Origin of the sequence: Helicobacter ailurogastricus (assembly GCF_001282945.1) — a bacterium.
In the GTDB taxonomy this organism is placed as follows: Bacteria; Campylobacterota; Campylobacteria; order Campylobacterales; family Helicobacteraceae; genus Helicobacter; species Helicobacter ailurogastricus.
On sequence record NZ_CDMG01000009.1, the window covers coordinates 159297 to 180838 of the forward strand.

23 protein-coding genes and 1 pseudogene are annotated in these 21542 nt (G+C 47.9%); 16 read left to right on the forward strand and 8 right to left on the reverse strand.

What is annotated here, in order from left to right:
- Nucleotides 1–60: 60 nt before the first annotated feature.
- From HAL07_RS06145 to HAL07_RS06165, 5 genes are read left to right on the forward strand one after another with little or no spacing between them, the layout of a single operon-like run.
- Nucleotides 61–1212 (forward strand): peptidoglycan DD-metalloendopeptidase family protein, encoded by a 1152-nt coding sequence (locus HAL07_RS06145; RefSeq protein WP_053945468.1) that lies wholly within the window; start codon nt 61–63, stop codon nt 1210–1212.
- Nucleotides 1212–1811 (forward strand): NUDIX hydrolase, encoded by a 600-nt coding sequence (locus tag HAL07_RS06150; RefSeq protein ID WP_053941785.1) that lies wholly within the window; start codon nt 1212–1214, stop codon nt 1809–1811. Before HAL07_RS06145 ends, HAL07_RS06150 begins: the two co-directional genes overlap by 1 nt.
- Nucleotides 1804–2883, forward strand: a complete 1080-nt coding sequence (locus HAL07_RS06155; protein WP_053945469.1) for a plasminogen-binding N-terminal domain-containing protein — start codon at nt 1804–1806, stop codon at nt 2881–2883. The genes HAL07_RS06150 and HAL07_RS06155 overlap by 8 nt, the downstream gene beginning before the upstream one ends.
- A 10-nt stretch (nt 2884–2893) precedes the next feature.
- Nucleotides 2894–4273, forward strand: coding sequence for a glycolate oxidase subunit GlcD (glcD, locus tag HAL07_RS06160; protein WP_053945470.1), 1380 nt, complete (start codon nt 2894–2896; stop codon nt 4271–4273).
- A complete protein-coding gene (locus HAL07_RS06165) occupies nt 4270–4740 on the forward strand; it encodes a methylated-DNA--[protein]-cysteine S-methyltransferase (protein ID WP_053945471.1) in 471 nt (156 codons plus the stop codon). The genes glcD and HAL07_RS06165 overlap by 4 nt, the downstream gene beginning before the upstream one ends.
- A gap of 177 nt (nt 4741–4917) precedes the next feature.
- Here HAL07_RS06165 and purB read toward each other — a convergent pair.
- The 5 genes and pseudogenes from purB to HAL07_RS06190 all read right to left on the reverse strand — a co-directional run bounded on the left by purB (nt 4918) and on the right by HAL07_RS06190 (nt 9395).
- Nucleotides 4918–6230: pseudogene (purB, locus tag HAL07_RS06170) on the reverse strand (adenylosuccinate lyase).
- Nucleotides 6230–7174, reverse strand: coding sequence for a thiamine pyrophosphate-dependent enzyme (locus tag HAL07_RS06175; protein ID WP_053940834.1), 945 nt, complete (start codon nt 7172–7174; stop codon nt 6230–6232). The pseudogene purB and the gene HAL07_RS06175 overlap by 1 nt, the downstream one beginning before the upstream one ends.
- Nucleotides 7175–7183: 9 nt before the next feature.
- Nucleotides 7184–8407 carry a 2-oxoacid:ferredoxin oxidoreductase subunit alpha gene (locus HAL07_RS06180; protein ID WP_053940835.1) on the reverse strand — a complete coding sequence of 408 codons (1224 nt, stop codon included), beginning with the start codon at nt 8405–8407 and terminating at the stop codon, nt 7184–7186.
- On the reverse strand, nt 8397–8825 hold the full coding sequence (locus tag HAL07_RS06185; RefSeq protein ID WP_053940836.1) for a 4Fe-4S dicluster-binding protein: 429 nt from the start codon (nt 8823–8825) through the stop codon (nt 8397–8399). Before HAL07_RS06185 ends, HAL07_RS06180 begins: the two co-directional genes overlap by 11 nt.
- A 9-nt stretch (nt 8826–8834) precedes the next feature.
- On the reverse strand, nt 8835–9395 hold the full coding sequence (locus HAL07_RS06190; protein WP_053945472.1) for a pyruvate flavodoxin oxidoreductase subunit gamma: 561 nt from the start codon (nt 9393–9395) through the stop codon (nt 8835–8837).
- Between the two features lie 106 nt (nt 9396–9501).
- Between HAL07_RS06190 and HAL07_RS06195 the strand changes: the two genes are divergently transcribed.
- Nucleotides 9502–10488 carry a glycosyl transferase family 90 gene (locus tag HAL07_RS06195; protein WP_053940838.1) on the forward strand — a complete coding sequence of 329 codons (987 nt, stop codon included), beginning with the start codon at nt 9502–9504 and terminating at the stop codon, nt 10486–10488.
- 16 nt (nt 10489–10504) lie between these two features.
- On the opposite strand, the gene HAL07_RS06200 is transcribed toward HAL07_RS06195, so the two are convergent.
- Nucleotides 10505–10771, reverse strand: a complete 267-nt coding sequence (locus HAL07_RS06200) for an EscU/YscU/HrcU family type III secretion system export apparatus switch protein (RefSeq protein WP_053940839.1) — start codon at nt 10769–10771, stop codon at nt 10505–10507.
- Nucleotides 10771–11385, reverse strand: coding sequence for a riboflavin synthase (gene ribE, locus HAL07_RS06205; protein WP_053940840.1), 615 nt, complete (start codon nt 11383–11385; stop codon nt 10771–10773). Before ribE ends, HAL07_RS06200 begins: the two co-directional genes overlap by 1 nt.
- A gap of 87 nt (nt 11386–11472) precedes the next feature.
- Between ribE and HAL07_RS06210 the strand changes: the two genes are divergently transcribed.
- The 10 genes from HAL07_RS06210 (at nt 11473) to HAL07_RS06255 (ending at nt 20463) form a co-directional block, all read left to right on the forward strand.
- Nucleotides 11473–12237, forward strand: coding sequence for a TatD family hydrolase (locus HAL07_RS06210; protein ID WP_053940841.1), 765 nt, complete (start codon nt 11473–11475; stop codon nt 12235–12237).
- A complete protein-coding gene (locus HAL07_RS06215; RefSeq protein WP_082355902.1) occupies nt 12237–13334 on the forward strand; it encodes a lytic transglycosylase domain-containing protein in 1098 nt (365 codons plus the stop codon). Before HAL07_RS06210 ends, HAL07_RS06215 begins: the two co-directional genes overlap by 1 nt.
- A gap of 38 nt (nt 13335–13372) precedes the next feature.
- A complete protein-coding gene (locus HAL07_RS06220) occupies nt 13373–14302 on the forward strand; it encodes a septal ring lytic transglycosylase RlpA family protein (RefSeq protein WP_053940851.1) in 930 nt (309 codons plus the stop codon).
- A complete protein-coding gene (locus tag HAL07_RS06225) occupies nt 14303–14875 on the forward strand; it encodes a hypothetical protein (RefSeq protein WP_053940842.1) in 573 nt (190 codons plus the stop codon).
- Complete coding sequence (lptA, locus tag HAL07_RS06230) at nt 14872–15396, forward strand: lipopolysaccharide transport periplasmic protein LptA (protein WP_370695965.1); 525 nt, start codon at nt 14872–14874, stop codon at nt 15394–15396. The genes HAL07_RS06225 and lptA overlap by 4 nt, the downstream gene beginning before the upstream one ends.
- Nucleotides 15371–16003, forward strand: a complete 633-nt coding sequence (yihA, locus tag HAL07_RS06235; protein ID WP_082355905.1) for a ribosome biogenesis GTP-binding protein YihA/YsxC — start codon at nt 15371–15373, stop codon at nt 16001–16003. The genes lptA and yihA overlap by 26 nt, the downstream gene beginning before the upstream one ends.
- Nucleotides 16000–16437, forward strand: a complete 438-nt coding sequence (locus tag HAL07_RS06240; protein WP_053940845.1) for a hypothetical protein — start codon at nt 16000–16002, stop codon at nt 16435–16437. Before yihA ends, HAL07_RS06240 begins: the two co-directional genes overlap by 4 nt.
- Nucleotides 16424–18196, forward strand: a complete 1773-nt coding sequence (gene mrdA / locus HAL07_RS06245; RefSeq protein WP_053940846.1) for a penicillin-binding protein 2 — start codon at nt 16424–16426, stop codon at nt 18194–18196. Before HAL07_RS06240 ends, mrdA begins: the two co-directional genes overlap by 14 nt.
- 61 nt (nt 18197–18257) lie before the next feature.
- A complete protein-coding gene (locus HAL07_RS06250) occupies nt 18258–19622 on the forward strand; it encodes a radical SAM/SPASM domain-containing protein (RefSeq protein ID WP_053945475.1) in 1365 nt (454 codons plus the stop codon).
- A complete protein-coding gene (locus HAL07_RS06255; protein ID WP_053945476.1) occupies nt 19606–20463 on the forward strand; it encodes a DUF4097 family beta strand repeat-containing protein in 858 nt (285 codons plus the stop codon). Before HAL07_RS06250 ends, HAL07_RS06255 begins: the two co-directional genes overlap by 17 nt.
- 298 nt (nt 20464–20761) lie before the next feature.
- Here HAL07_RS06255 and serB read toward each other — a convergent pair whose 3' ends face one another.
- Nucleotides 20762–21382, reverse strand: coding sequence for a phosphoserine phosphatase SerB (gene serB / locus HAL07_RS06260; RefSeq protein ID WP_053945477.1), 621 nt, complete (start codon nt 21380–21382; stop codon nt 20762–20764).
- Between the last annotated feature and the right edge of the window lie 160 nt (nt 21383–21542).

Sequence of the window (21542 nt, forward strand, 5' to 3'; positions counted from 1 at the left end):
GTTTTATTTATAAGCTATTCTATACTACAATCCAGTTTTTTTCAATAAGGACAATGCGCGATGATTCGACTCGTTTTAGTGTGGCTGTTTTGTGTGAATCTTGGCACGGCGGCTGTGGGGCAAAGGTTAATTTGGGAAAATGGCATGACTTTATTAGGGTTTTTCAACAAACACCACATAGACCCTAAAATTTATTACAATCTATCCTACCAAGACAAGGAATTAGGCACAGAGATTAGAGCGGGCGTGCCCTACTATGTGTTAAAAGACGACAATAACCAACTTTTACAGGTGTTAGTGCCTGTGGGCGAGTCTGTGCAGCTGCGCCTTTACAAAGACTCAAGCGGGCAATATAACCTAGACTTCATCCCCATCATTTACAGCAGTGCGCAAAAGACTTTAACGATGCGCATCAAACACTCCCCCTACCACGACATTTTAAAGGCCACCGGGGACGCTAAACTTGCCAAAGAGTTCATTGGGATTTATAAAAAAACCTTAAATCTCAAAAGAGCGGTCATTAAGGACGACCAATTAAACCTGATCTACACCCGCAAATACCGCCTAAACCAACCCTTTGGCTACCCCAGCATTAAAGCCGCCATGTTGCAGACGCATAGGCGCAACCACTATGTTTTTGCTTACAGGGGCAAGTATTACGATGAAATGGGGCGCGAAGTTGTGGAATTTTTGCTAGAAACCCCCGTGCGCTACACCCGCATTTCTTCTCGCTTTTCGCTAGGGCGCATGCACCCCATTTTAAAGCAAGTCCGCCCCCATTTTGGCGTGGATTTTGCCGCCAAAAAAGGGAGTTTGATCCACGCTGCCACGGACGGCTACATCGTTTCTATGGGGCGTAAAGGTGGGTATGGCAACGCCATAGAGATCAAGCATGGGCAGGATTTACGCATGGTCTATGCCCACATGAGCGCCTTTGCTAGAGGCTTGCACATGCACAGCTATGTCAAAAGGGGGCAGGTGATTGGCAGGGTTGGCAGCACAGGGCTTAGTACAGGGCCGCATTTGCACTTTGGGGTCTATCGCAACGACCGCCCCATTGACCCTCTCGGGCGTATCCGCACGGCTAAAAGCCAACTTAGCGGGCATGAAAAGCAATTATTCAGCCAAGCCATCAAGCCCTACTTAAAAAGCCTAGAGGACATGACTTCCTTTGAATATGCCCAAAAAGAAAACACAAAGAACACAGATTAATGATTGCCTACGACAATATTCAAATCATTGATTGCCCTGCCTCTGCCTACTTCAAACCCAAGCGCATTTTATACGAGGAAGACGGGGTGCGTAAAAGCTGGGACATGGTGCGTGTGCACGACAGCGTTTCGATCTTGCTCTACCACATAGAAAAGCAAAGTTTTGTGTTGGTCAAGCAATTTAGACCCCCCGTGTTTGTGAGTGCGTGTCTGTATGGCGGGCAAAGCGTGGATGGTTACACTTATGAACTGTGCGCGGGGCTGGTGGATAAAGCCCATAAGAGCGTGGAGCAAATCGCTTGTGAAGAGGTGCTAGAAGAGTGCGGTTATGCCCTCGTGCCTGAAATGTTACAAAAAATTGGAGTGTTTTACGGCTCCACGGGCATTAGCGGGAGCAGGCAAACCATGTTTTTTGCCCGTATCAGCCAAAACCAACGCGCCCACCAAGGCGGAGGGATCGACACCGAAGACATAGAGATCATTTACTTGCCCTTAGAAGAAGTGGATGGCTTTATGGCAAACGAGCAATTTTGTAAAAGTGTGGGGCTAGGCTATGCTTTGGCGTGGTTTCAACAACATTTTAAGGACGGGCATGCTTAAGTGGTTTTTAGCAATTTTGGGGCTGTGTGGGCTGTTGCACGCCAAAGACTGGAGCGCACCTTTAAAGATCAACATCGATGGGGTGGATACGGCTAGAAAGGTCGTGCGGTTTCAAGCCTACGATTTAAAAGTGGGGGAGAGTGGCTACATTTTGTCTAAGCTCACCGATTACAATGTCATTGTTGCAAGCCTTGAAGTGCTTTCTATCCAAAATGGCGTGGCTTATGCCAAATACGCCCCCTATAAGGTGATGAAACAAAAGCATCTACCCACCCCCCGCATGGTGCCTAAAAAGGGCAATTTAGCGATTTTTAGGGAGTTTAACAACCAAGCCTTTTTAATCGCTCCGGATTTACACACCTATGAGCAAGTCAAGGACGACTACCCCGATGCGACCTTCATTAACTCCGATTTGTTAGTGGCCTTTTTAAACGGGTTCGATCCCACAGCAAAAACCTTAAGGCGGGCTTGCGACATTTACAGCGTGGGGTTGGTCTATCTTGTCAGCACGAATCGCTTAAATATTTTAGATTGCCAAAGTTTTGCGATTTTAGAAACGCAGCCTTTAGACACCACGAAAGTGGGGCGCACTTTCTCACCCTTTTTCTCCCGTGTAGAGGGCGTGGATCGGGGCACTTTTGGTAAGTTAGTCGCTGGAGGCAAGGCCAGACATTATTTTACCTACTACGACAATTTGTTGCGCAAGGAGTCTGAGAAAAAGCTAGCTGGGGAAATCAAGGCAGAGGATAAAAGAGAGCTTAAAAAAGACATCAAACACGCCAAGAGTCAAAAGCAAAAACAAGCTTTAGAGAAAGAATACAACGAGGAGATCAACGAAGAGAAGCAATTGATCGCCCCTAAGCTCTCTAAAGAGCAAAAGGCCGAGGAACAAGCCCTAGACAAGGCGACCAGCAAAGAGAGGGCTAAGGAGGCCAAAGAGGCGAAAAAAAGGCGCAAAAAAGAATTAGCCAAAGAAAGGTTAGAGGAAAAGGCAGAAAGGAAGGCTAAAAAAGCAGAGAAAAAAAGAGAAAAGGCGGAGGAAAAGCGGATACGCCAAGAAGAAAAACAATAGGAGGCAACCTATGCTAAACCCCGAACATGCCAAGGCCTTAAGTGCATTTGTGGGGGAGGATAATTTTTTCACAGACCCCGCGCACTTGAGCGCCTACGCCTACGATGCGACTAGAGAGCGCCACCTGCCCGAGGGCGTGATTTTCCCTAAAAACGAACAAGAGATCAGTCAGATTTTAGCCTATTGCAACCAGCATCAGATCATCGTTGTGCCTAGAGGGGCGGGCAGTGGCTTTACAGGCGGGGCCTTGGGGGTGAGTGGGGGGCTGATTTTAAGCGTAGAAAAGCACTTAGACAAAATCCTAGAGATCGACACCAAAAACTTAATCGCAAGGGTGCAACCGGGCGTGATCAATAAGCACTTCCAAAACGAAGTGGAGAAACTAGGGCTCTTCTACCCGCCCGATCCAGCCAGCCAAGATCAAAGCACTTTGGGCGGCAATGTGAGCGAAAACGCGGGGGGCATGCGTGCGGCTAAATACGGGATCACTAAAGACTATGTGATGGCTTTACGGGCGGTGTTGCCTAATGGGGACATTATCCGTGCGGGCAAGAAAACGATTAAAGATGTGGCGGGCTTTAATGTCGCCGGGATACTCATTGCCAGCGAGGGGTGTTTAGCCGTGATTAGCGAGATCACTTTAAAACTTCTAGCTAAACCTAAATTACGCCAATCGGCAATGGGTGTGTTTCACACCATCCAAGAGGCGATGGAGGCGGTGTATCAAACCATGGCCAGTGGAGTTACACCCGTGGCGATGGAGTTTTTAGACAACCTCACCATTAGAGCAGTGGAAGAGCGTTTTAACAAAGGGCTGCCCATAGAAGCGGGGGCGATTTTAATCACCCAAGTGGATGGGAGCGTGCCCGAGCAAATCACTTGGCAGTTAAACGCCATTGAGGGGCATTTTAAGGCGTGTGGGTGCGTGGATTTTAAGGCAGCGCAAAACCCCCAAGAGGAAGAAGACCTTTGGTTTTCACGGCGCAACGCCTCGCAGAGCATCAGCGTCTATGGCAAGAAAAAATTAAACGAAGATGTGACGGTGCCCCGGGCGAGCCTACCTGCCTTGCTTGAAGAAGTGGGGCGTATCTCAAAGGCCTACAACTTGCCCATCCCCTGTTTTGGGCACACCGGCGATGGCAATGTGCATGTGAATATCATGCTTGAAGACCCTAAGACCCAGCTAGAGCAAGGGCAAAGGGCGATGGAGGAAATCTTTAAATGCGCCATTGCTTTAGAGGGGACTTTAAGCGGGGAGCATGGCATCGGGCTGTCTAAGGCAAAGTTCATGCCCCTAGCCTTTAGCCCTGAAGAAATGGGTTTGTTTCGGGCGATTAAAAAAGCCTTTGACCCAAATAACATTTTAAACCCTTTTAAAATGGGGCTGTGATTTTAGCCTTTTTCAAACCCCCTAAGAGCTTTCCTAGCCCCTATTTGGCTTTACGCACGGATAGCAAGGGCTTAGTGAGCGTGGATTTTGTAACACAAAGACAGAGTGTCTTAAAACCCGATGCCTTAATGCAAGCCGTGTTAGAGAGTTTAGAGAGCTATTTTAGGGGCCAGCTTTTTAGTTTTAACCTGCCCTTGAGCTTGTCGGCAAGCCCCTTTAGCTTGCAAGTGTGGCAGGCTTTACAAAATATCCCCTATGCTAAAACCCAAACCTACCAAGAAATCGCCCACGCCCTAAACAATCCTAGAGCGTGCCGGGCCGTGGGCAACGCTAACCACAACAACCCTTGTCCCATTGTGATCCCCTGCCATAGAGTGGTTTTAAAAAGCGGCAATTTGGGGGGCTATGGGGGCGGGGTGGAAATTAAAAAATGGCTTCTGGAGCACGAACAACGCCACAAACGCTAAATCAAACACACCTTTAAAAGCTCTGTGCCGACACAGCCTACTTTTTTGAGGCCTCAAGATGGAAGTTTAAAAGATCGAAGCTTGAGGGATTTTAAGACCTAGCGGGCTAAAAAATAGCCCACAAAGCTAACTCATGAAAGGAACTTTGACGGTAGTGTATTCTTGCTTAAAATCGGCTTATTCTATAAAGACTCGTTTAAAAATTTGGTCTGTGTGTTGCAGGTAATGCGCCATGTCAAAGCAGGCTTTGAGTTTGGCGGGATTTACCTTTTTTAGGCGGGGGTCGGCGAGCAGAGCGTTTAAAAAACCCTCTTTGTGGTGCTTGTCCTCTTGCAAATCTTGCCACACCTTGGCGGCATTTTCCTGCACGATGGCATAACTCTCCTCTTTGCTAAAGCCAAGCCTAGGCAACTCCAAAAGCACCTTTTGCGAATAGACCAGTCCGCCCGTGCGCTCTAAATTCGCGCGCATGTTTTGAGGATACACCACAAGGGTTTTTAGCAGGTTGCTTAAGCGGTGCAACATAAAATCCGTGGTGCTGAAAATGTCAGGGAAAACAAAGCGCTCCACGGAGCTATGGCTAATGTCGCGCTCGTGCCATAGGGCGACACTCTCTAGCATGGGAGTGGCATAACCTCTCTGATGACCCGACACAGCCCCGTGATGTTTTCGCTTAAAACGGGGTTGCGCTTATGCGGCATGGCCGAGCTGCCCTTTTGCCCCACGCTAAAATATTCCTCTGCCTCATAAACTTCGGTGCGCTGGTAGTGGCGGACATTGATGGCGATTTTTTCGCAACTGCTGGCTAGCACGGCTAAGGCGTTGATGACCTTAGCGTGGCGATCCCTTGAGATGACTTGGTTTGTGATTAAAGCAGGTTTTAGCCCTAAAATTGCACAAGTTTTTTCCTCTAGCTCTAGGGGGATATGCGCCATATTCCCCATCGCTCCGCTCACCATCCCCACGCCAATTTCTTCTAACACCCCTTCTAAAGATTTCACATGGCGGCGCATTTCTTCAAACCACAACGCCCACACCAGCCCAAAGCTCATCGGCTCGCCGTGAATCCCGTGGCTGCGCCCGATGATGGGGGTGTCTTTAAACTCAAGCGCCCGGGTTTTTAGCACCCCTAAAAGCTCTTGCAAGTCTTTTAAAATGATCTCTAGGCTTTCTTTTAGAATTAAGGCTAAAGCGGTGTCTATGCAGTCGCTAGAAGTGATGCCGTAGTGAAAAAAGCGTTTCTCCTCCCCTAAATTCTCGCAAACGGCGTTGATAAAGGCGATGAGGTCGTGCTTTGTGGTTTGCTCGATTTCATAAACCCGTTTTAAATCAAAACCCACTTTTTGGATTTTTTGGCAACTTTGAGCATCTATGATGCCCAAAGCGTGCCACGCCTGCACGATGGCCTTTTCAACTTTTAGATAAGTGTCAAACTTGTTTTGGGCGCTCCAAAGGTGCGCCATCCCCTCCAAAGAGTAACGATCGATCATTAAACCTTGGCTTCCTCCCGCCGCTGCAAGTATTCCCAACGGGCATCGACATCCTTTTGCAAGGCTTCGATGATGTGTTCGTTTTCTTTTTTAAAGAGGTGGGCAAAGCGTTTTTGCACACCCAAGTAATCGCGCACGGGCAAAACATTGCGGGGGCGGTAGGTGATTTTGAGCTCTTGCCCGTGAAAAATTTCAAACAAAGGAAAGATCAAGCAATCCACGGCCAAATCTGTCATCTCAATCGCCAAAGAAGAGTGGTATTTCCACTCAGTCGGGCATGGGCTAAGGGCGTTGATAAAACAAGGCCCTTCCGTGTCTAGGGCGGTTTTGATCTTTTTATTCATGTCCTTCCACTTATTGGGGGCGATTTGGGCGGTGTAGGGGATGCCATGCGCTGCCATGATAAGGGGTAAATCTTTTTTACGCTCTTTTTTGCCAAAGCTCACTTTGCCCGCGGGCGTGGTGCTGGTGCTTGCCCCCATAGGCGTGCTTCCGCTTCTTTGCCCCCCCGTGTTGGCGTAGTTCTCATTGTCTAGGCAGATGTAGGTCATGTCATGCCCGCGCTCCAAGCACCCGCTGATGAATTGAAAGCCGATGTCATAGGTCGCGCCATCACCTCCAAAGGCGACAAACTTGGGGCGTTGGCCTGTGTATTTGCCTTTGCGCTCTAAGGCTTTATACATGCTCTCCACGCCGCAAACCGCCGTAGAGCCGTTTTCAAACCCAATGTGAATCCAAGGCACATCCCAAGAAGTGTGCGGATACACCGCCGAGCACACCTCTAAACAGCCTGTGGAGTTGCCTAAAACGATGGGGCCATCTACGGCATTCAACACTTCCCTAATGATGATGCCATGCCCACAGCCCGGACAAAGTAAGTGCGAACCTTCGAATTTTTCCGCCGATTGGCTAAAGCTTTTGAGTGTTTTGACTTCTCTAACCATGTATTCTCCTTAAAAATAAGACAACTTGGGTCCGTTGAGCCCAATGAATTGTTGGGTGGGGTGGGTGAGCGCGCCTTTTTGGGCATCTTGACTCAACTCTTCAAAAATGCCGTCTAAGTCTGCTTGGGTCAAGTCGCGCCCGCCTAGCCCATAAATGTAGTTACTCAGCACCGGGTGGCGTGAGCCCTGCACTTGATAGAGGCTTGCGGCCACTTCGTTAAAGAGCGCGCCCAGCGCACCCGAGGGCGAGCTTTTATCCATGATAGCCACCGCCTTTGCCTTTTTAAAAATTTCACCCAAAGCCACAAAGGGGAAGGGGCGCAATAAGTGGGTGGTGACCACACCCGCTTTAATGCCCTTTTCTCTGGCTTTTTTGGCCGCCACAATCGCAGACTCCCAAGTGGTGCCGAGCGCAAAAATCGCCACTTCAGCATCCTCCATGTCAAAGGTTTCTAAAACATTGTATTGCCGTCCAGTGATCTTAGCAAAGTCCTTAAAGATTTCCTCAAGCACCGCGCTAGACTCCATGATGGCGTGGTGCAATTTGGCTTTATGCTCAAAGTGCCACTCTTCTTCAGCCTGCGCCCCATAACTTACGGGTTTGTCAAAGTCAAGCATGGGATGCACGGGGACATAATCGCCCACAAATTTATAAGCGACATGGTCGGCCAGGGGGCGGACATTTTGCACGGTGTGTGAAGACAAAAACCCGTCTTGATGCACCATCACAGGCACTCTAACCCCCGTGTGTTCGGCCAACTTAAACGCCATTAAAGTGAAGTCATAAACTTCTTGGGGGTTGCAGGTACAAAGGCTGATCCAACCGCTATCACGCCCTAAATACATGTCTGAGTGATCGCAGTGGATGTTTAAGGGTGAAGCCAAAGCGCGGTTAGCCACATTGAGCACAATGGGCAAGCGCATGCCGGCGGCTTGATAAAGCACTTCCACCATGAGGGCAAAGCCTTGCGAGCTTGTGGCGGTGCTAACCCTTCCGCCCGCCGCTGCCGCGCCCACGCACGCACTCATCGCCGCGTGCTCGGACTCGACTAAAACAAATTCGCCATCGATGTAGCCATTGTCTTTAAAAGAGCCGTAATTTTGGATGATGGGGGTGGAGGGGGTGATGGGGTAAGCGGCCACGACATCCACTTGTGCCTGCCTTAGGGCGTGTGCGCTGGCTGTGCAGCCATCCCACGCCTCCACGCCGTTTAAATGGTAACTAGAAGCCATTATAACCCCCTTCTGTGCGGTAGCTTTTCTTTTTAAGCCCCTCGGCTTTTTGTGGCCACTTGGTGAGCGCCTCTTCTACGGGCTCTAAATTGTCAAACATCAAGAGAGATTTAGGGTTAGTGGGGCAGACATCCACACACACCCCGCAACCCTTGCAGTGTTCGTAATCGATGCCGCTCATCTTGCCCTCGCGGGACAAAATCGAAGCATCGGGGCAATAAACCCAACAATTAAAACAATTAATGCAAACATCTTTGTTGTGCACGGGTTTTTCCACGCGCCAGTTAGCCACGCTGGCCGTAAAGGAGCTGTCTGTGGTGTAGGCGCGCTCGTTGTTGTGTTTGCCAAGTTCCTCTTGCCCTTGTTTTTCAAAGGGGAAGAGCACCGCCCCCATTTCAAATTCTTGCCAATTTTTCATGTCTGTCCTTTATTGCACTTGGGCGTAGGCGTGGTCGATGGCGAGCATGTTTGCATCGATCAAAGCTTGGGGCATTTTTTTACCCAGCACTTCTTTAAAAGCGTTTTTAAAAAACTCCAACTCCAACATGCCAGACACCTTCATTAAAGCCCCGAGCATGGGGGTGTTGGGGATGGGGCGCTTGATCGTGTCCATCGCAATTTTAATGCAATTTAGGGTGAAAACCTTTTTGCTCGCCAACTCGGGTTTTTTTTCAAACAACTCGTCCTTGCTTAAATGCGTGGTGATGATGTAAGTTGTGTCGGGTTTTTCATTTTCCGTGATGTCGGTGATGAAAGTAAGCCCCGGATCGATCACCAATACATAATCGGGGTTCATAAACTTTTCGTGGTTTAAAATGGGTTCAGAGTCGATGCGGTTGTAGGCCGTCATCGCCGCCCCCCTTTTAGCCGACCCATAGACCGCAAAGCCTTGTACTTCTTTTCCTGTGGTGGTGAGCACATCGGCTAGGCCCTTTGCGCCCGTAACCGCACCCTGACCAGCGCGTGCGTGCCATCGAATTTCTAGCATTTTTCTCCTTTTCGATAGACAAAAGATAGTAGAGATAGTCTATCATTAAGGGGGCAATTATACAAGATTTTGGGTAAACTTATGCAAAATCAGGGAGATTTTAAGAATGCGAACCAAGCAAAGCGCCTTTTTCTATAATCTCAAATCTCTAGCCCTTTGCTTGCAACCGCTCCTGCCCGGTCAAAAGGGGCGCATCAAAAGGCGTTTAGCCCAATTGGCAAGCTTGCCCCTATCTAGCTTGGAATCGATCAAAGATCGGGTGAATAAGGCCTGCGCTCTGCCCCCGCATCAAAGCGTGCAAAACCCACCCCTAGGGCTTTTTAAAGGCTTGTCTTTGGGAAGTCGGTATTTTTACGATTTCATGGCGTATTTTAGGTTTTTCGATCAAAGTTTGCGCTACCAGCTTGAGTACGGCGATGTCAATTACAATTTATTGACCCCCACGCTGTGTAAAAGCCGCCCCATTCCCCAAATCCCCCACTCAAACAATGTGCTTTTGCCCCTAGACAAGCGCCGCCACTTCAAGCACATTTTTCCCCCATGCCCGATGCCCTTTGAGGCCAAACAAAACAAACTTTTCTTTAGGGGGGCGTGTTTTCAGCCCCACCGCCTAGATTTTTTAAAACACTATTTCAAGCACCCCTTAATGGATTTAGGCCATGTGGGGGCGCTTACCCCCGCTTTAAGCCCCTTTAGCAAACCTAGAGCGAGCATTGCCCAGCACTTGGAGCATAAATTTATCTTGTCTTTGGAGGGCTTTGATGTGGCGAGCAATTTAAAATGGATTTTAAGCTCAAATTCGGTGGCAATGATGCCCCCGCCTAAATTTGAGAGTTTCTTTTTAGAAAGCCAACTTGTCCCCTATATCCACTACATCCCTTTAAAGCCTGATTACAGCGATACCCCCGCCCAGATAGAGTTTTTTAGCGCCCGTCCCAAGGATTGTTTGGAGATGATTTGTCATGCCAACACGTATGTCAAAAGTTTTCTCACTCCCCTAGAAGAGTGGACTGCTTTCTTGGTGTTGAGAAAATATTTTTATTACACGGGACAAGTTGAGCCCTTAGAGATTGAAAAGGCCCTTTTTAACTAAAAAGGGCGCTATTTGTCTAGCTCATTTGTGCCCCATTTTCAGCCGATTGCAACCAAATAAAGACTTCCACCACGCTCGCATAAAGCTCGGGCGGGATGGGTGTGTCTAGGCGCACATCTAAGAGCGAATTGACCAAAGCTTCGTTGCAAAAAAGGGGAACATCAAAGGCTTTGGCCTTTTCCATGATTGCTCTTGCAATTTGCCCCACCCCACTAGCCACGACTTTAGGTGCATTGTCTTGCCCGATGTTATAAGCTAGGGCTACGGCTTTAGGCATCCCCATTAATAGCCCATCACCAAGCCATCGTAAAAAGACCACGAAAGGGATTTTTGGCGTTTATTAAAGTGCGCCACCGCCCTTACTAGCATGTCGCTTTCAATATTCACCCGCCGCCCCGGCTTGTAAGCGTTAAAAAGGGTGTTGTTAAAAGTGTGGGGGATGATGACTAGAGAAAAGCCATCACTATGTATGCCTGCTAAGGTCAAGCTCACCCCATCGATGGCGATCGAGCCTTTGGGGATACACAGCTCTAAAATGGAGGGTGGGGCTTTAACGCCCACTTCTACTTGGCTTGTCCCTTTTAAGATTTGATTTACAACCCCCACCCCGTCTATATGCCCTTGAACAAAATGCCCATCAAAACGATCGCCAGCTCTAAGCGCGGGCTCGACATGCACAAGTTGCCCCGCTTGGTAATTCTCTAAAGCGATTTGTGTCTGTGTGTGTGCGCTCATTTGCACGCTAAAGCCGCCCTTAAAAAGAGAAACCACTGTCAAGCACGCCCCATTAACCGCGATGCTCTCGCCTATTTTGGGGCGGTGCTTGCTTTTTAAGCTCAAAACCCCGCCTTTAAAGCTAAGGATGGGGCTTAATTCTTGGATCAATCCGCTAAACATAAACGCCTTTTAAATGGATTTTAGGGTATCAACCCCCTAAATTATAGTACAATGGAACTTTTTTACTTTGTGATTGTAGGGAGCTAAATGTTAGAACTGATCGACACCCATTGCCATTTAGACCACTCTTTATACCAAGCCGATGTGCTCGAGGTTTTAAGCAATGCGCAAAAAGTTGGGGTCAGCACCGCCATTATCCCCGCTGCTAGCCCTAAGGACTTGGCCCGCGCCATCGCGCTTTGTGAAAGCCGGGCAAACCTTTACTTCGCCGTGGGTACACACCCGCTAGACTTGCAAGACTTTAATTTAGACTTTTTAAAGGCACACATCAACCACCCTAAATGCGTGGCGGTGGGCGAATGCGGGCTAGATTACCACTACAAAAACGACACAGCCACCAAAGCCGCCCAAAAAGAAGCTTTTAAAGCCCAAATCGCTTTAGCTTTAGAGTACAACAAACCTTTAATCGTGCATATTAGAGAAGCCAGCACAGATGCACACGCTCTTTTAAAAGAATACCCTAACCTTAAAGGCGTGTTGCATTGTTTCAATGGAGATGCGCTTTTATTAGAGTTAGCACACAATTTTTACTATGGCATCGGGGGGGTGGCGACCTTTAAAAATGCCAAAACTCTAGTAGAAATTTTGCCCAAAATCCCCCTAGAGCGCTTGCTTTTAGAAACCGATGCACCCTATTTGACCCCTCACCCTTTTAGAGGCAGCCGCAACGAGCCTAAATACATCCCCCTCATTGCTGAAAAACTGGCCAAGGTGCGCCAAATGCGTTTAGAAGATTTGGCCCAAAACACCACGGCCAACGCCCATACACTCTTTAACTTAAAGGTATCTTAATGATAAAATCCTTGCTAAAATCCTTGAGCTTTTCTTGCTTACTTGGTTTGCCCTTGTGCGCCACGCCCCCCACGATCGACAGCGCCAGCCTAAAGACTTTAAACGCCTTTGGGGTGGATGGGGTGTTTTTAGCTAGTAGTGCCAACGCCAACACCTTAGAGAGCGTGCAACAAACCTTTGATAAACTGCTCCAACACTACGATGCCAATGGAGTGTTTATCCCCACGATTAAAAGCATGTTGATACAGGCGAATATCCCCGTAGAGTTTTTGTTTTTAGCGATGGCAGAGTCTAAGTTTTCTGTTAGGGCTTACAGCGTGAAAAAGGCGGTGGGCATTTGGCAATTCATGCCAGAAACCGCCAAAATGCTTGGCCTAAAGGTCAATGCCCTCGTGGATGAGCGGCGCGACCCGATTAAAAGCACACAAGCGGCGATCACCTACTTTAAAATGCTCTACAAGCAAACCCACCAATGGTATTTGGTGGCGATGGCTTACAACTATGGGCTAAGACGGGTGTTAGAGGCGATCCAAGCCGCCGGCACAGACAACATCAATGTCTTGCTCGATGATGATAAAAAATACCTGCCCCAAGAAACCCGCCACTACATCCGCTCTATTTTAAGCCTAGCCATCGCCTTTAATAATTTAGACACACAGGACAATAAGGCTTATTTGCTCAATAGAGGGGCCCGCCAAACTCTAGCCAGCGTGTCCGTTAAAGGCGGGACTTTACTAAGCCAAGTTGCCACGAGTGCGCATTTATCTGTGTCTAAGGTTAGGGCTTATAACCACCAATTTAGATACAACTTTTTACCCACTGGCGCGCCTAGCATGGTCTATATCCCCTATGAAAACCTCGCCTATTTTAGACAACACTACAAGCCCAGAGGCTTTATTGTGCGAGTCATCAATTATAGGGTCAAACCCAGAGAAACCCTTTACTCCATTGCCAAAAAATTTCACAGCTCTGTAGCGCTTTTAAGATACACGAACAATCTCAAAGGTTCTTACTTGAGTCGCAGACAAAAACTCATTGTTCCGGTTTTAAGCCACCAAGCCCACCACTTTAAAGTGGCGCAAAACGAGGTTTTATGAAGTTGTATTGCCAAGTCGTTTTAGCCAGTTTAGCGTTTATGGGGTGCGCTAAGGACACGGGGGGACAAACCACCAACCATTTTGTCTTTAACCAGCACGAGAGCCTGCGCGCTTATGAGGACGCTAGGGATTTTGACGGCACCATCCCTCCCAAAAGACACTTCTCCCTTTTCCACCACCACAAGAACAAACAGCCCACAGGCAAACCCTATAATGCCCGCGTGTCTAAGAGCAGTTTAACCGCTGGCATGATCGACTCAGAAGCCATGCAAAGGGCAACCATGCGCCCTTACAGAGTGGGGGGCAAGACCTATTACCCTACACAAGTCAAAATCGGACAGACTTTTGACGGGTATGCGAGTTGGTATGGCCCCAACTTCCATGCTAAAAAAACCAGCAATGGCGAAACCTACAATATGTACGCCCACACTGCCGCCAATAAAACTCTACCGATGAACACTATCCTTAAAGTTACCAATAAGGACAACAACAGAAGTACCATTGTGCGCATCAACGATAGGGGCCCCTTTGTGAAAAACCGCATCATTGACCTATCCAACATCGCCGCGCACGACATCGCCATGGTGGGTAAGGGCGTGGCCCCTGTGCGCTTAGAGGTGATTGGCTTTGGGGGGGTGGTGGCCAAACAATACGCCCCATCTTTGCAACAAAGCAAGCAGGCCAAATCTTTGCAAAAAGAATTTAAAGTGGGCGAGAGCCAAAAAAGTTACAGCGGGGGCAACTTCTCCTTACAAATAGGGGCGTTTTTCAGCAAAGAGGGGGCCATGCACGCCAAAGCCGCCCTAGAGCCTCGCTTAAAAAACACCAACTATTCTAGTGCCGTTGTGCAGGGGGTTAAGGACGATAAGCCCATTTATCGAGTCTTTATCCGCGGGTTTCAAAGCCAAGAAGAAGCCAGCGACTACGCCAAGAGTCTCAACAAATCTAGCTTTTTGGTGCGTGAGTAGGTGCGTACTAACCCCGTTTGGCTCTTTTTTGTCGGTTTGGCAGGGGCAATGGCGGGGTTGATTTTGTTTTTCTTGCGCCCCCATGAAAAAGCCATCGTGCCCGGAGGTGATTTTGCCAAGATCGAGTTACACAATTTTAGTGCCTTTGAGAGCAACTCTACCAGTACGGATTTAAACATCAAGGGCAGTCGGGCTTTGCAATTTAGCGACCACGAAACCCTTTATGATTTCACTTTGAGTAAATTTGATGCAAATAGTCAGGTTTTAGAACACGCTAGGGGAGAGGTTTTGGTGCGCCGCAACGATTTGTATTTTTTTCCTAAGGGGGTGCTTTACACGACCAGCAACCATGAGAGTTTTTGGAGTCAAAAAGGGGTTTATGACCACAGCAAACAGATCTTTCAAGGGGAGGGTAATTTTTTACTCAACGCCCCAGAAGGGCATGTGAGCGGGCAAAACATCGCCTACAACCACAAAACCCAAGTCTTGCAAGCCAAAGACATCCACGCCATCATTAATTTGGCTGAGGCACAGCACCCCAAAGGGCGGCGCACACGGAGTTTTAAATTTTGAAAAAGCTAGGTTTGTTGTTGCTTTGTGGCCTGTTGCACGCCTTGCCTCTCAAAGAAACTTTAGAGATCACGGCGGATAAATTCCTTGCCAATGATCAAAAGAAAACCACCATCATTCAGGGCAATGTCCATATCAAAAAAGGCAAGGACACCCTAACGGCTAATGAGGTCATCATCCACACCAACGACAAGCGCAAACCCACCAAATACGAAGCCATTGGCAATGTACATTTCCACTTATTTACAGAGGATGGGCGCGAGGTTAAGGGGCACTCAGATCGCCTCGTTTACGATGCGATTAAGCAAGAATACCGCTTGTTGCAAAACGCTGTGGTGGATGAAGTGGGCAAGGTCAATTCCGTCAAAGGCGAAGAGATCATTTTAAGCAAAGAGCACGGCTATGCGGATGTGATCGGGGGCAAGGACAAGCCCGCAACCTTTGTTTTTGACATGGAAGACATCCAAGAGACGCAAAAAAAGCAAAAGGCAAAACAACATGCTAAACAACAGCACAAGCCTTAGGGTTTTAGAAAGCCATTTTGTGTGTGCGGCTGCTAGCATGGCGCACTGCCCCCCAGCTAGCCTGCCCGAAGTGGCGTTTTTAGGGCGCAGCAATGTGGGCAAAAGCACCTTCATTAACCAACTTTTGGGGCACAAAATCGCCAAAAGCTCGGCCACCCCGGGCAAAACCCAAACAGCTAATTTTTTTGTCACCACTTGGCAATTAGGGCTAGAAAAAGTCGCTTTTGGGTGCATAGATTTACCCGGATTTGGGTATGCCAAAGTGTCTAAAAGTTTGCAAGAAGAGTGGGGGGTGTTTTTATGCACCCTTTTAAAACAGCGCCCCAGCATTAAATTATTCCTCCACCTCATCGATGCCAGACACCCACATTTAAGCCTAGACACCAAAGTACAAGAATTTTTACAAAGTTTTATCAAGCTAGATCAGCGCATCCAGTGCATTTACACGAAATTTGACAAACTCACCAGCCACGCCCAGCACTCCCTAGTGCAAGAAAATCCCAGTGCTTTAGTGAGCGTGCTAAAACCATCTACCCTTAAGCCCAAATTCGGCTCTTTGCAAAACCTCCAAAAAACTTTATTAAACGCTTTGTTAGGGCGCACATGAGCTTGACCTACACGAGGTGCGCCTGTTATGTGCTCAGTTTTTATCTTTACAGCAACCTACAAGCCCTGTACCCCATTTTGCCCCCCCTCATTAGTTTCTTCTTTATTCTTTACAAAACTAGGGAAGATGAGCGGTTGCAAGATCGCTATATCCTTTGCATTTTTACCTGTTTGTTGTTTTTAGAAGCCATCAACCAAGAACCGCTAGGGTTTTTAATTTTGCTCTTCATCCTCTATGAAAAGTTGGTTTTACAATTTGTGTTAAGGACATTCGAAGAGCGTATCCTTTGGGACGCTTTTCACATGCTCGCCATTTACGTGCTCTACACCCTCTTGCTCTCCGCCTTGCACGCCACCCCTCTAGCCTCTTGGGATCGGCTCTTGATCTACACCGCTCTTGAGTTCATTTTGTGGAGAGTCTATGGAAGGCGTTAGATTCCGCTTCATTTTTGGCTTTTTGGCGTTGGTTTGGGCGATTTTGCTCTTGAGGATTTTCATTTTAACCATCAAGACAAACGACTACTTTGAACAACTCGCCCTGCGCAACATGACTAAAAAAGAAATCTTAGTCCCCACAAGGGGGTTGATCATGGATCGCAACCACCAACTGCTCGCCATGAACGAGCTGGGTTTTAGCATTTCTCTAGCCCCCTCCCTTAAAAAAACCCAACTGCAACGGCAATTAGAGTTTTTAAAACGCTATTTTCCCACCCTAGACACCCAAGCAGCCATAGACAACTACCGCAAACAAAACTCCGCCTACAACCACAGCGCGATACAAATCCTAGACTTCATCCCCTACGATCAAATGCAAACCCTGTATGCTAAATTAATCCTCAATCCCAAAATCACCATCACCCCGGCCAATAAACGCCACTACCCGGGCAACACCCTAGCCGCGCATGTTTTGGGCTACTTGGGCGCAGCCGACACTAAAGACATGCAAAACGACCCTAAGAGCCAATACACCCACACCATCGGCAAAACAGGTTTAGAAAAAGAATACAACGACTTTTTACAAGGGGAAATGGGCTATAAGATCGTGAGCGTGGATGCGCTCAACCAAGAATTAAAAGTTGTGGAGGAAAAACAACCCCAAACCAACAATGACCTCGTTTTGACTCTAGATAAACGCCTCCAAGAGAAAGCCGATGCCCTTTTTGTGGGTAAAGTGGGGGCTATTGTGGTGATGGACGCGCGCTCGGGGGCGATTTTAGCGGCGGGCAGTTACCCCGAATACGACCTAAACGACTTCATTGGCGGGATCAGCGTGACGCACTGGAAACAACTCCAAGAAAATATCAACAATCCCCTATTAAATCGACTCATCAATGGGCTTTACCCCCCCGGCTCTGTGGTGAAAATGGGCTCGGCTTTAAGTTTTCTAGAATACCTACCCATTACAGAGCAAACGGAAGTTTTTGCCCCCGGTTACATCGAAGTGGGCAAGCGCAAATTTAGAGATTGGAAGCCCGGCGGGCATGGCAAAACCAATTTATACAAGGCGATCAAAGAGTCCGTAGATGTGTATTTTTATAAATTCGCCCAAGACATTTCCATCGATAACTTAACCAAGACTTTTCGTCAAATGGGCTTTGGACAAAAAACAGGCGTGGATTTACCCAATGAGTTTATCGGCATCTTGCCCGACCCGGGCTGGAAGATGAAGCGCTTTGGAGACATTTGGAACACCGGCGACACGCTCATCACTTCAATAGGGCAAGGCTCGTTTCTAACCACACCCCTACAAGTGGCCAATTACACGGCTTTAATCGCTTCGGGCAAACTACCCACCCCCCATTTTGCGCTCAAAGGGGATTTTAAAGTCAAGGATGTCTTGGATGCCTTCCAAAAATCCAAACTCCCCGCTTTGCGTCAGGGCATGTATGAGGCATGCAGTACACAAGGGGGCACGGGCTATTACAGCACGAAGGGGGTGAAAGTTGCTTTGGCATGCAAGACAGGCACAGCGCAAGTCGTGGGGATCGACCAAGACACAATCAAGCGCATTAAAGAAGATCAAATGGAGTATTTTCACCGCTCGCACGCGTGGATGACCGCCTTTTTGCCTTTTAAAAACCCCAAGTATGTCATCACCGTCTTGATCGAACACGGCGAGGGGGGGAGCAAAAACGGCCCCATTGTCAAGGCGATGGCCAACGCCCTTGTGGATTTGGGCTATGTCAAGCCCTAGCTTCTCTTGTTAATCAAAACATGCTAGATTGTGGCATTTATTTTAATTTTAAAGGATTTCAATGCGCCTGCACCAACTGCTCAAACAAGTGAGCGTTTTAGATAATCGGGGGGGGGGGGGGGGACCTNNGGGGGGGGGGGGGGGGGAACTCTACCTTTATAATTGGTTCAATGACATTGGCGTTTCCATTGAGCCAAGATACATTGCAGAGCTAACCAAGCACCAAATCGCCTTTACTGAAGACTTCCCCGCCCAGCACCTCGAATTTTTAAGCCAAAATGCTTTTCTAGTCGATGAAGCCTTTTTAAAGGGCTTTTACCAAAGAGAATTTGATAAGCAGATTCAAAAAGAACAGAATGAGTTGCACTTGATCTTGCTCCCAGCTGGGGATGCGTGCAATTTTCGCTGTGTCTATTGTTATGAAAACCACGAGGACACCGCCAGATTCAAACAGCTCCACAGCGATAAAATTTTTGATCTCATCGCGCATAACCAAGACAAACGCATCCGCATCGAATACTTCGGGGGCGAACCGCTTTTAAACCTCAAGTGGATTTTAGCGTTTCAAGGGAGAATCGCCCACATCCCCCACAGCGCATCCATGACGACCAATGGCTATCTTTTGAGTCAAGAGAACATGCAAGCGTTGGTGCAACGCAATGTCAAGGCTTTTCAGATCACCCTAGACGGGCTCAAAGAGCAGCACGACAAAATGCGCCCTAAATGCGGCGGGGGCGGGAGTTATGATCAGATCATGGGCAATATCAAGGCGATCAGCGCGCTTAAAGAGCGCTTTCGCATCATGTTGAGGTGTAACTTCAACCAACACAGCTCTAGCCTAGAGCAGAGGGCACAATTTTTTAAAAATCTTGACTTTATCAAGGGAGATCACCGCTTTGCCCTACTCTTTAGACCCATCGGCTTGTATTCTGAGGGCAATAACACCACTACACAAGAGCGCATTGAGGCGTGCCACAGCGGTGCACCAGATATGCAGCGTACTTGGGAGAGGGAGGCGCAAGAACAGGGCTTTTTGCTAGGCGATTTAGGCATGCTCACCCAAATTGCCGGATCGGTGTGCTACGCCTCCAAATCCTCAAACCTCACCATCAACCCCAGTTTAGAGGTTTTAAAATGCACCATTGCGCTCAACCAAGAGCATAATAAATTTGGCAATTTGCAAAATGGGTTAAAGCTAGAGACACATAAGCTAGAGGCATGGGAGGAGCACATCCAATTTGACCCCGCTTGTAAGGATTGTTTCTTTTTCTTCCAGTGCATGGGGCGATCTTGTGTGCTCAAAAACTATCTAAGCAAATCTAAGAAATGCCCTATTGTCCCAAAAAATGCGCCCTTTTTAGTGGAAAAAATCCGCAAACAAAAGGAAATCTTAAGAAAGGCAGTGAGCGATGGAAAAAACATTTGAGTTTAAGACGAACGACTTAGAAGTGAAGTTTGGCTTAAAGATGGAGATTGAAGTCTTTCCCACTGATAAAAAGGACGCTTATGCGGTCTTTACTAGCGATGCCAATGAGGCGGATTTATTGATCCAGCACAGCGAGCACAGCCTTTACATCACCACCCCAGATCAAGGTTTAGATGCGGATTTGGCAGAGGGCATTAAGGGGATACACAGCATAGGCGATGCCTTTGCTCTGCTCATTAAAAAGGGCTTGCAAACGAACAGCAAAATTAGCGGGAGTGCTAAAATTTATCTGCCCGCCGACCACTTAGCCCTATATTTATCTGCCAACAACGCCAAAGTGGCGGTAGATGCGCCCATGCAAGATTTAGAGCTCAAACTCAATAATGGCAGCGTTAGCGTGAAGGGCGCGTTAAAAAACCTGAAAGCGAAGCTGAACTCGGGGGATTTGTTTGTGCACACCCCCCTAGACACTTGCCAAATTAAGGCGAACAACGCCACACTGGAGATAGGGGCTAAGGTGCGGGATTTGGAGATCAAAACCAACAATGGGAATGTCCAACTCAATGCCCCCAAAGAGAGCCTAGAAACCTGCCAAATCAAAGCCAACAACACCCGCCTAGATTTACAAACCCTCATTGAGGATTTGGATTTGAGCCTCAACAATGGGGGCGTGAAACTTTATGCCCACGACCATGTCAAGTCGTGGAATGTCCAAGCCAATGGGGCAAATATTACCCTTAAAAAGAATGGGGTCAATATTGCCCTTGAGGATTCTAGAGGCTCTATTGGATCGGGCAGAGTGCGCTTTAAAACAAGCGGTTTTGTGAATATTGTGGATTAATTTAATTTTACATAAAGGAGAAGATGATGCAAATTGATGAGAGTATGGAGAGTCTTTTGGCTGTGGCATTGCCCGAAGTTTTCAATATTTTATGTAGTTGCAATGGTGCTGCCTGCGATTAACCTATATAAAGTCTAAAGAAAGGAGAAAACATGCAAATTGATCTAAGTATTGCAAGTCTTTGGTCTGAGTGTAGTGGGGATATTATGTGCCAGTGTGGCGATCTCTTGTGTAGCTGTGGTTTTTAGGCGATCCTTTTTAATCTAGCCTTATGCTAGATTTTTGTTAGGCAACGCGCCTAAGCCTTGAGATAGTTTAAAATCTCCCTCAAATCTAGGCTTTGGGCGACAAAGGTGGCGGCTTTTTTGGTGATCTCTTTGGCGTTAAACGCCACGCTAAGATCGGCAAGTTTAAACATGCCAATGTCATTGGCCCCATCGCCTATGGCTAGAGTGTGTTTAGGTTTTAGCAAACTTTGTAAACTGGCTAAAATCTCCGCCTTAGAATCCCCTCGCATTAAGGGCCCGCTCACTTGCCCGGTTAAAAACCCATCGCGCACATGCAAGGTGTTGCTAAAATCCGCGTCTAAGCCCAGCTTTTCTTTAAAATATCCAGTCGCCCACTTAAAACCCCCGCTAAGGCAAACGACCTTATAGCCCAAAGCGTGCAAGCCCTGCACCACTTCTAGCGCGCCCAAGTGCAGGGGCAAATTTTGGCAAATTGCCTCAGCCCACATGGCGTCCATGCCCTTAAGCAAGCTTGCGCGGCTAAGTAGGCTCGTGTAAAAGTCTGCCTTGCCTGCCATCGCCAGCTCTGTGGCGTTTTCTACGGCTTGCCCCACACCATAATTTTGGGCTAAAACCTCGATGGTTTCGGCATCCACTAAAGTCGAATCAAAATCAAAAACGGCCAATTTCATGTATGTGTCCTTTATGAGGATATTTTAGCGCAAAAGTTTATTTGGAGTTAATATTTTTTTGTTAGGATGGGGGTCCTTAAACAACATTGATGGAGTTCTTATGATTAGCCCGCGCACACCGCTTTTACAGGGGGGGGGGGGGGGAAACTTTTTTTTCCCC

Coding starts and splice junctions, on each gene's coding strand:
- HAL07_RS06195 (WP_053940838.1), top strand. CDS start 9,502: ATGCGAACCAAGCAAAGCGCCTTTTTCTATAATCTCAAATCTCTAGCC.
- HAL07_RS06240 (WP_053940845.1), top strand. CDS start 16,000: ATGAGCTTGACCTACACGAGGTGCGCCTGTTATGTGCTCAGTTTTTAT.
- HAL07_RS06220 (WP_053940851.1), top strand. CDS start 13,373: ATGGGGTGCGCTAAGGACACGGGGGGACAAACCACCAACCATTTTGTC.
- HAL07_RS06175 (WP_053940834.1), bottom strand. CDS start 7,174: ATGGTTAGAGAAGTCAAAACACTCAAAAGCTTTAGCCAATCGGCGGAA.
- HAL07_RS06190 (WP_053945472.1), bottom strand. CDS start 9,395: ATGCTAGAAATTCGATGGCACGCACGCGCTGGTCAGGGTGCGGTTACG.
- HAL07_RS06210 (WP_053940841.1), top strand. CDS start 11,473: ATGTTAGAACTGATCGACACCCATTGCCATTTAGACCACTCTTTATAC.
- HAL07_RS06145 (WP_053945468.1), top strand. CDS start 61: ATGATTCGACTCGTTTTAGTGTGGCTGTTTTGTGTGAATCTTGGCACG.
- mrdA (WP_053940846.1), top strand. CDS start 16,424: ATGGAAGGCGTTAGATTCCGCTTCATTTTTGGCTTTTTGGCGTTGGTT.
- HAL07_RS06200 (WP_053940839.1), bottom strand. CDS start 10,771: ATGGGGATGCCTAAAGCCGTAGCCCTAGCTTATAACATCGGGCAAGAC.
- HAL07_RS06185 (WP_053940836.1), bottom strand. CDS start 8,825: ATGAAAAATTGGCAAGAATTTGAAATGGGGGCGGTGCTCTTCCCCTTT.
- yihA (WP_082355905.1), top strand. CDS start 15,371: ATGCTAAACAACAGCACAAGCCTTAGGGTTTTAGAAAGCCATTTTGTG.
- glcD (WP_053945470.1), top strand. CDS start 2,894: ATGCTAAACCCCGAACATGCCAAGGCCTTAAGTGCATTTGTGGGGGAG.
- HAL07_RS06180 (WP_053940835.1), bottom strand. CDS start 8,407: ATGGCTTCTAGTTACCATTTAAACGGCGTGGAGGCGTGGGATGGCTGC.
- ribE (WP_053940840.1), bottom strand. CDS start 11,385: ATGTTTAGCGGATTGATCCAAGAATTAAGCCCCATCCTTAGCTTTAAA.
- serB (WP_053945477.1), bottom strand. CDS start 21,382: ATGAAATTGGCCGTTTTTGATTTTGATTCGACTTTAGTGGATGCCGAA.
- HAL07_RS06150 (WP_053941785.1), top strand. CDS start 1,212: ATGATTGCCTACGACAATATTCAAATCATTGATTGCCCTGCCTCTGCC.
- HAL07_RS06155 (WP_053945469.1), top strand. CDS start 1,804: ATGCTTAAGTGGTTTTTAGCAATTTTGGGGCTGTGTGGGCTGTTGCAC.
- HAL07_RS06215 (WP_082355902.1), top strand. CDS start 12,237: ATGATAAAATCCTTGCTAAAATCCTTGAGCTTTTCTTGCTTACTTGGT.
- HAL07_RS06255 (WP_053945476.1), top strand. CDS start 19,606: ATGGAAAAAACATTTGAGTTTAAGACGAACGACTTAGAAGTGAAGTTT.